We start from the raw sequence: 5,696 nt of genomic DNA, 5'->3' as shown, positions 1-5,696 counted from the left end.
CGGGCGCTCTGGCTGCCCCCATCCCAACCTTCCCCCAGAGGGGGAAGGAGCAAGAACCTAATGCGCGCAGCGCTGGATTTCCACCGTCGAATGCCGGATCTCCTCGTGCATCGAAAAGCACGCGCGCACCTGGTCGGCCGTCAGCGTCGGCGAGTGCGTCACCACCGTGAGCGCGCAGGCATAGGCGCCGCGTCCCACGCGCCACACGTGCAGGTCGGCCACGCGGGTTTCCGAATCGGCCAGCATGGTCTCGACGCCTTCGCGGATTTCCTCGGTCACCGGGTGGTCCATTTCGCGGTCAAGCAGCACCTTGCCGGTTTCCTTCAGCAGGCCCTTGGCCCAGAGCGCCACCAGCACCGCGCCGACGATGCCCATGACCGGGTCGAGCCAGGCCCAGCCGTAGAACCAGCCGCCCAGCAGCGCCGCGATGGCCAGCACCGATGTGGCGGCGTCGGCGACGACGTGGATGTAGGCGGAGCGCAGGTTCAGGTCCTGGCCATGGTCGCCGTGCGCATGGTCGTCGTGCGCGTGGTGGTCATGGCCGTGCCCGTGGTCATGGCCGTGCCCGTGGTCATGCCCGTGGCCATGGTCATGCCCGTGATGGGCCCCGCCCAGCAGCCGCGCGCAGACCAGGTTGACCACCAGCCCCAGCACCGCCACCGAAATGGCTTCGGGGTAGTGAATGGCCGAAGGCGACCACAGCCGCTCCAGCGAGCCCATCACCATCAGCGCCGCGATGCCCAGCAGCACCAACGCGCTGGCAAAGCCGGCCAGCACCTCGATCTTCCAGGTGCCGAAGGCAAAGCGCGGGTCGCGCGCGTAGCGGCGCGCGGCCGCATAGGCGAAGGCGCTCAGGCCGATGGCCAGCGCGTGCGAGCTCATGTGCCAGCCGTCGGCCAGCAGCGCCATCGAGTTGAACCACCAGCCGGCGCCGATTTCCACCACCATCATCACGGCGGTGATCCACATCACCAGCCCGTGCTGCGCTCGGCACGGGCGTGTCGGCACCGAAGTGGTGGTCGTGTTTCCAGGCGCTCAGGTCATGGGTGTGCATGGGCGTTGGCTCGTCAAACTCCGAAAAGATCCTGTCCGTCGGAACGGCTCGAGGGTGGTGTCACGCCAAGGTGGCGGTAGGCGGCCAGCGTGGCGATGCGCCCGCGCGGCGTGCGCTGCAGGTAGCCCTGCTGGATGAGGTAGGGCTCGATCACGTCCTCGATGGTGTCGCGCTCCTCGCCGATGCTGGCCGCGACGTTGTCCAGCCCCACCGGGCCGCCGTCGAAGCGGTGGATCACGGCCTCGAGCAGCTTGCGGTCCATCAGGTCGAAGCCTTGCGGGTCGACGTCGAGCATGGCCAGCGCGCGGTGCGCGATGTCCTCGGTGATGCGGCCGTCGCCCTTGACCTCGGCGTAGTCGCGCACGCGGCGCAGCAGGCGGTTGGCGATGCGGGGCGTGCCGCGCGAGCGGCGGGCGATCTCGAAGCCGCCGGCCGCGTCGGTCTCGACCTTGAGCAGGCCGGCGCTGCGCCGCACGATCAGCGCCAGCTCTTCGGGCGTGTAGAACTCCAGCCGCGCGACGATGCCGAAGCGGTCGCGCAGCGGGTTGGTCAGCATGCCGGCGCGGGTGGTGGCGCCCACCAGCGTGAAGGGCTGCAGGTCGAGCTTGATGCTGCGCGCCGCGGGGCCCTCGCCGATCATGATGTCGATCTGGTAGTCCTCCAGCGCGGGGTACAGGATTTCTTCGACGACCGGGCTCAGCCGGTGGATCTCGTCGATGAAGAGCACGTCGTTGGGCTCCAGGTTGGTCAGCAGCGCCGCCAGGTCCTTGGGCTTTTCGAGCACCGGGCCCGAGGTCTGGCGCAGGTTCACGCCCAGCTCGGCCGCGATGATGTGCGACAGCGTGGTCTTGCCCAGGCCGGGCGGCCCGAACAGCAGCACGTGGTCGAGCGCTTCCTTGCGCTTGCGCGCCGCGCCGATGAAGATTTCGAGCTGCTCGCGCACCTTGGCCTGGCCGACGTATTCGTCGAGCAGCTTGGGGCGCAAGGCCCGCTCGATCGCCTCTTCGTTGGGCGAGGCGGGGGCGGCGGACACCACGCGTTGAGGGGCGGGCGCGAAGTCGTCTGTCTGGATAGTCATTTGAGGGTCTTCGGCTTGAGTTTAGTGCCTGCCACACTGGCAGAATGCTTCGGCCATATAACGAACGAGGGGAAGCCAGCACGTGTCGATCTACGAACTGAAGCCGCGTTTCCAGGCCCTGCTGCGGCCGCTGGTGGTCCGCCTGCATGCGATGGGTGTCACCGCCAACCAGGTCACGCTGGCGGCGTGTGTCGTATCGGTCGCACTCGGGCTCTGGCTCTTCTTCGCGGCGCCCTCTCTTGCCGCCTTCGCGCTCATCCCGCTGTGGATGTTCCTGCGCATGGCCTTCAACGCCATCGACGGCATGCTGGCGCGCGAGCACAACCAGCAGAGCAAGCTGGGCGCCTTGCTCAACGAACTGACGACGTGGTCTCCGACGCCGCGCTCTACCTGCCCTTTGCGCTGGTGCTGCCGTTCAGCGGCTTCTGGGTCGGCACGGTGATCGTGCTGGCCGGGCTCAGCGAATTCGCGGGCGCGCTCGGGCCGACGGTGGGCGCCTCGCGCCGCTACGACGGCCCGCTGGGCAAGAGCGACCGGGCCTTCGTGTTCGGCGCGCTCGGCCTCTACGTGGCGCTGGGCTGGCCGCTGCCGGGCTGGACGGCCTGGCTGATGCCGCTGCTCGCGGTGCTGGTGGCCTGGACCACCGTCAACCGCATCCGCCGCGCGCTGGCCGAAGCCGCGGGCGGCAGCATCGCATCCAAATAGACAAACAGACAAGACTCACAGGGATTCAATGACCGACAACACCCCACGCGTTCCCGACGAACGCCATTTCCAGACGCACGACGGCGAGTCGCTGTTCTACCGCCACTGGCCCGCCACCAGCGGCGCGCGGCGCGGCGCCATCGTGCTGTTCCACCGCGGCCACGAACACGGCGCGCGCATGGCGCACCTGGTCGACGAACTGGACCTGCCCGACTTCGACTTCTTCGCCTGGGACGCGCGCGGCCACGGCCGCTCGCCGGGGCAGCGCGGCTACAGCCCGAGCTTCGGCACCTCGGTGCGCGACGTGCAGACCTTCGTGCAGCACATCGGCGCCGCGCACGGCGTGCCCGAGCAAGACATCCATGTGGTCGCGCAGAGTGTGGGCGCGGTACTGATCGCGACCTGGGCGCACGACTACGCGCCCAAGGTGCGCGGCCTCACGCTCGCCTCGCCGGCCTTCAAGGTCAAGCTCTACGTGCCGTTCGCGCGCGCCGGGCTCGGGCTGATGCACAAGATGCGCGGGCTGTTCTTCGTCAACAGCTACGTGAAGGCGAAGTTCCTCACGCACGACCCCGAGCGCATCGCCAGCTACGAGAGCGACCCGCTGATTTCGCGGCCCATCGCGGTCAACATCCTGCTGGGCCTGTACGAAGCGGCCGACCGCGTGGTGGCCGACGCCAACGCGATCACGCTGCCGGTGCAGCTGCTGATTTCGGGCGCCGACTGGGTGGTGCACCACAAGCCGCAGCACCAGTTCTTCGAGCGGCTGGGCAGCGCCGTGAAAACCAAGACCGAACTGCCGGGCTTCTTCCACGACACGCTGGGCGAAAAAGACCGCGCGCCGGCCGTCGCGCAGATCCGCGAATTCATCCTGCAGCGCTTCGACGAGCCGGCCGTGCCGGTCGACCGCCGCGAGGCGCACCTGAGCGGCGACACGGCCGACGAGTCGCGCGCGCTGGCCGAGCCGCTGTCGCCCCTGTCGCCGCGCGGCGCCTACTGGGCCATGACGCGCGCCAGCCTGAAGCTGGGCGGCACCCTGTCCGAAGGCATCAAGCTGGGCCACGACACCGGCTTCGACTCGGGCAGCACGCTCGACTACGTGTATCGCAACCAGCCCAAGGGCAGCTCAGCGCTGGGCCGCTCGGTCGACAAGACCTATCTGGAATCGATCGGCTGGCGCGGCATTCGCCAGCGCAAGATCCACGTCGAGGAGCTGCTGCGCATCGCGATGGAGCGGCTGGCCGAAATGCACCGCGAAGTGCGCGTGATGGACATCGCCGCCGGCCACGGCCGCTACGTGCTCGACGCGGTGCTCGCGAGCCCGGTCAAGGCCAGCTCGGTCCTGCTGCGCGACTACAGCGACATCAACGTGCGCGACGGCCGCGCGCTCATCGCCGAGAAGGGCCTGGAAGAAGTCGCCCAGTTCGTGCAGGCCGACGCCTTCGACCGCATGAGCCTGGCGACCGTGACGCCGCGCCCCACGCTGGCCGTGGTGTCGGGCCTGTACGAGCTGTTCCCCGACAACGACATGGTGCGCCGCTCGCTCGCGGGCGTGGGCGACGCGGTGGAAGACCGGGGCTACCTGGTCTATACCGGCCAGCCGTGGCATCCGCAGCTCGAGATGATCGCGCGCGCCCTCACCAGCCACCGCCAGGGCGAAGCCTGGGTGATGCGCCGGCGCACGCAATACGAAATGGACCAACTGGTCGAAGAAGCGGGCTTTCGCAAGATCGACCAGCGGGTCGACGAGTGGGGCATCTTCACGGTGTCGCTGGCGGTGCGCACCGAGCGATGAGCGCCTGGCTGGCACAACGGCCCTGGAAGCGCGCCGCCGCATGGCTGGTGTTTTTGGGGCCGTTGTTCTACGCGACCTACGGCTTCGCCAACTGGTGGGCGACCACGCGGGCGAACGTGCCGTCGATGGCCTTCGACTGGGAGCGGCACGTGCCATTCTGGCCGTGGACGATCTTTCCGTACTGGACGATCAACGTCTTCTACGCGCTGTCGCTGTTCCTGGCGCGCAGCAGGCACACGCTCGACCGGCATGCGCTGCGGCTGGTCACGGCCACGCTCATCGCCTGCACCTGCTTCATCGCATGGCCGCTGCATTTCAGCTTCGGGCAGCCGCCGGTCGAGGGGGCGCCGGCCTTCCTGTTCAATGCGCTGCGCGGCTTCGACCAGCCGTTCAACCAGGCGCCGTCGCTGCACATCGCGCTGGCCGTGATCCTGTGGGACTGGTACCGGCAGTTCTTGCGCGCGGCGTGGGCGCGGCTAGTGCTCCATGTGTGGGCCTTTGCCATCTGCGCGTCGGTGCTGACGACGTGGCAGCACCACTTCATCGACATCCCGACCGGCGCGCTGCTCGGCATTTTCTGCGTGTGGCTGTGGCCGCTGGAGCGCGTGGTGTCGATGCCGCGCGCCTGGCGGCGCACGCGCGACGCGCAGCGCTGGAAGCTGGCGGGGTTCTATGCGGCGGGCGCGGCGCTGTTTCTCGCGGCCGCGCTGCTCGGCGGCGGCGTGGCGTTGTGGCTCGCGTGGCCGGCGGCATCGCTGGCGCTGGTGGCGCTCAACTACATCGGCTTCGGCGCGCGCGGCTTCCAGATGAACGGCCGGGGCCGCATGGGCTGGGCGGCGCGCTGGCTGTTCGCGCCCTACCGGCTCGGCGCGGCCGTCAACGCCTGGCTCTGGACGCGCAAGCTGCCGGCTTCGGTCGAGGTGGTGCCCGGCCTGCGGCTGGGCCGCCGGCCGACGCATGCCGAATGGCTCGCGGCCGGCCAGCCCCGGCTCGTGAGCCTGTGCGCCGAGCTGCAACTGCGGCCGGCGTGCCGCACGCGCGCTGCGTGCCGCTGCTCGACCTGA

The 5,696-nt window shown here is 69.3% G+C and carries 4 protein-coding genes and 1 pseudogene; 3 read left to right on the top strand and 2 right to left on the bottom strand.

Translation table 11 applies throughout. The features are described from left to right. Positions 1 to 57: 57 nt before the first annotated feature. Both dmeF and ruvB read right to left on the bottom strand, forming a co-directional pair. Positions 58 to 1,008: a CDF family Co(II)/Ni(II) efflux transporter DmeF gene (dmeF, locus tag BMG07_RS39445; RefSeq protein ID WP_374221455.1), complete on the bottom strand. Its 951-nt coding sequence runs from the start codon at positions 1,006 to 1,008 to the stop codon at positions 58 to 60. A gap of 59 nt (positions 1,009 to 1,067) precedes the next feature. Further along, positions 1,068 to 2,132 (bottom strand): Holliday junction branch migration DNA helicase RuvB, encoded by a 1,065-nt coding sequence (gene ruvB / locus BMG07_RS39440; RefSeq protein WP_198089035.1) that lies wholly within the window; start codon positions 2,130 to 2,132, stop codon positions 1,068 to 1,070. 82 nt (positions 2,133 to 2,214) lie between these two features. Here ruvB and BMG07_RS39435 point away from each other — a divergent pair. From BMG07_RS39435 to BMG07_RS39425, 3 genes and pseudogenes are all read left to right on the top strand, one after another. Continuing rightward, positions 2,215 to 2,837: pseudogene (locus BMG07_RS39435) on the top strand (CDP-alcohol phosphatidyltransferase family protein). Positions 2,838 to 2,865: 28 nt separating this feature from the next. After that, a complete protein-coding gene (locus BMG07_RS39430) occupies positions 2,866 to 4,632 on the top strand; it encodes a bifunctional alpha/beta hydrolase/class I SAM-dependent methyltransferase (protein WP_198089034.1) in 1,767 nt (588 codons plus the stop codon). After that, entirely contained in the window at positions 4,629 to 5,696 is a 1,068-nt protein-coding gene (locus tag BMG07_RS39425) for a phosphatase PAP2/dual specificity phosphatase family protein (RefSeq protein WP_269759855.1), read from the top strand. The genes BMG07_RS39430 and BMG07_RS39425 overlap by 4 nt, the downstream gene beginning before the upstream one ends.

This window comes from Variovorax sp. E3 (assembly GCF_016082275.1).
Classification (GTDB): Bacteria; Pseudomonadota; Gammaproteobacteria; order Burkholderiales; family Burkholderiaceae_C; genus Variovorax.
Note: the sequence above shows the minus strand (reverse complement) of the source record. Positions and strands in the feature narration are given on the sequence as shown.